Consider the following 2,716-nt stretch of genomic DNA (forward strand, 5'->3'; position numbering starts at 1 on the left):
AGGCTCGCCGAATGCACGCTCGGCAATTCGGAATGAATGAGGCCGGCGCGGTCGAGCTCGCCCATGATCGCCATCACGCCGCCGGCGCGGTGAACGTCCTCCAGGTGCACGTCGGCGACCGAGGGCGCGACCTTGCAGAGCACCGGAACCTTGCGCGACAGCCGGTCGATGTCCTTCATGGTGAAGGGAATCTCGCCCTCATGCGCGGCGGCCAAGAGATGCAGCACGGTGTTGGTCGAGCCGCCCATGGCGATGTCGAGGCTCATGGCATTCTCGAACGCCTTGAAGTTCGCGATATTGCGGGGCAGCACGCCGGCATCGTCCTGCTCGTAATAGCGCCGCGCCAGGTCGACGACGAGATGACCGGCCTCCACGAACAGGCCCTTGCGGTCGGCGTGGGTCGCCAGCACCGAGCCGTTGCCCGGCAGCGACAGGCCGAGCGCTTCGGTGAGGCAGTTCATCGAATTGGCGGTGAACATGCCGGAGCAGGAGCCGCAGGTCGGGCAGGCCGAGCGCTCGATGATCTCGACGTCGCCGTCGCTGACCTTGTCGTCGGCGGCCACGACCATGGCGTCGATCAGGTCGACCGCGCGGACCTTGCCCTTGATGTTGACCTTGCCGGATTCCATCGGCCCGCCGGAGACGAACACCGCAGGGATGTTCAGCCGCATCGCCGCCATCAGCATGCCCGGCGTGATCTTGTCGCAATTGGAGATGCAGACCATGGCGTCGGCGCAATGGGCATTGACCATGTACTCGACGCTGTCGGCGATCAGTTCGCGCGAGGGCAGGCTGTAGAGCATGCCGTCATGGCCCATGGCGATGCCGTCGTCGACCGCGATGGTGTTGAACTCTTTTGCCACGCCGCCGGCCTTCTCGATCTCGCGGGCCACGAGCTGCCCGAGGTCCTTCAGGTGGACATGGCCCGGCACGAACTGCGTGAACGAGTTGACCACCGCGATGATCGGCTTGCCGAAATCCTCATTGGTCATGCCGGTCGCGCGCCACAAGCCGCGGGCGCCCGCCATGTTGCGGCCGTGGGTGGTGGTTCGTGAGCGATAGGTCGGCATGAGCGGTCCTCTCGGGCTCCGCCGGATCTTAGGGCCCGGCTGCAAATCGACGTCCGGGCAGGGCTTTACAGCGAAGCTGCGCCCGATACGACCCCTCAATTTCGCGGGTGAGCTATTTCGGGTCGAGGTAAGGCGCGACCACCTCGCGCGTCTCCTGGCTCGGGACGACAGGCACGATCTCGAAGGTCATCCCGAATCCCTGGCAGTTCAGGATCCACTCCTGCAGCAGCCGGGCGTCGTCGCATTCCATGAGCTGGAAGCAGCGATCGAAATTCGGCTCGATCCAGCTTCCGATGTATTTCAGGCCTTCGGGGAATTTCACCCCGGCATCACGGACCCGCCGATAGACCGGAATCGGGTCGCGATCCCGAAAACGCTCGATCACCATGAACAGCATGACGCCTAGCTCTTGCGCAGGAACACGTAGTCCGCGGCATAGGGCATGCCGCGGGTCGTGCCCGGACGGTCGCAGCTGTCGTTGAGCACGCCGCCCATCGTGTTGATCCGCTGCACCGTGTCGATCTTGGCGAGCAGGCCGCCATCGCCCTTGTGCGAAACGACCTCGAGCCTCAGCCAGGCGATGTCGCTCGCCTTGGCGCCGGGCGCGTTGTCGACCGCCTTGCCGACCACGGCGCTGCCGTCGTCGAGCTCCCAGGTCGGCCCGGCGAAGTGGTGGCCTATGACCTTGCCGTCCACGGTCAGGGTGGCGACCGGCTCGCGAAAGATCCAGGCGAGCTTGCCGCCGGCATCTGTCTTACACTCGTAGATCTGCTGACCGACCGCATGCGCCTTCAGCACCATGGTCGCGCCCGGCGGCAGTGCTGCGAGCGCATCGGGCGAGAGCGATTCGGCCGCCGCCGGGACTGCGATCAGAGCTGACGATAGGACCAATGAAAACGCGCTTCGCCTCTGCATGGCTGTGCTCCCCAATACGTAGCAGTCGTAGGGTGGGCTAAGGCACGCGAGCGCCGTGCCCACCATTGTCGATAGCATGGTTTCGAAATGGTGGGCACGCTTCGGTCGTTGCGTGGCGAACTGCTGTTCACGTGGCCGCTTAGCCCACCTACGGATTCTGCTCGCAGTGACGGCTCCCTCAGGCCGCCATCGCCCTGGTCAGATTGTCCGCGACCTTGTCGAGGAAGCCGGTGGTGGAGAGCCAGCGCTGGTCGGCGCCGACCAGGAGCGCGAGGTCCTTGGTCATGTTGCCGTCCTCCACCGTCTGCACACAGACCTTCTCCAGCGTGTCGGCGAACGTCGCAAGCTGTGGATTGTTGTCGAGCTTGGCGCGGTGCGCGAGCCCGCGGGTCCAGGCGAAGATCGAGGCGATCGAGTTGGTCGAGGTCTCCTTGCCCTTCTGGTGCTCGCGATAGTGGCGTGTGACGGTGCCGTGGGCGGCTTCCGCCTCCACCGTCTTGCCGTCGGGGGTGAGCAGCACCGAGGTCATCAGGCCGAGCGAGCCGTAACCCTGCGCCACCGTGTCCGACTGCACGTCGCCGTCATAGTTCTTGCAGGCCCAGACATAGCCGCCGGACCATTTCAGCGCAGCCGCCACCATGTCGTCGATCAGGCGGTGCTCGTAGGTCAGCTTCTTGGCCTCGAACTCCTTCTTGAACTCGCGGTCGAACACATCCTGGAAGATGTCCTTG

4 protein-coding genes are annotated in these 2,716 nt (G+C 64.9%); all 4 read right to left on the minus strand.

The features are described 5' to 3' along the window. Positions 1 to 1,070 (minus strand): dihydroxy-acid dehydratase (gene ilvD, locus JOY90_RS13265; RefSeq protein ID WP_291691577.1); only part of this gene is annotated, 1,070 nt, incomplete at its 3' end. A 112-nt stretch (positions 1,071 to 1,182) separates the two neighbouring features. Further along, positions 1,183 to 1,467 (minus strand): DUF3303 family protein, encoded by a 285-nt coding sequence (locus JOY90_RS13270; RefSeq protein ID WP_291691578.1) that lies wholly within the window; start codon positions 1,465 to 1,467, stop codon positions 1,183 to 1,185. A gap of 5 nt (positions 1,468 to 1,472) precedes the next feature. Next, the gene (locus JOY90_RS13275) at positions 1,473 to 1,985 is read right to left on the minus strand and encodes a DUF3455 domain-containing protein (RefSeq protein ID WP_291691579.1); all 513 of its coding nucleotides are present in this window, start codon (positions 1,983 to 1,985) and stop codon (positions 1,473 to 1,475) included. 178 nt (positions 1,986 to 2,163) lie between these two features. Beyond that, a partial coding sequence (locus JOY90_RS13280; RefSeq protein WP_291691580.1) for an NADP-dependent isocitrate dehydrogenase occupies positions 2,164 to 2,716 on the minus strand: 553 nt, incomplete at its 5' end.

Source organism: Bradyrhizobium sp., from assembly GCF_019242285.1.
In the GTDB taxonomy this organism is placed as follows: domain Bacteria; phylum Pseudomonadota; class Alphaproteobacteria; order Rhizobiales; family Xanthobacteraceae; genus Bradyrhizobium.

What these genes read in the sequence shown, in the direction of transcription:
- JOY90_RS13270 (WP_291691578.1), bottom strand. Translation starts at nt 1,467, where the DNA reads ATGCTGTTCATGGTGATCGAGCGTTTTCGGGATCGCGACCCGATTCCG.
- JOY90_RS13275 (WP_291691579.1), bottom strand. Translation starts at nt 1,985, where the DNA reads ATGCAGAGGCGAAGCGCGTTTTCATTGGTCCTATCGTCAGCTCTGATC.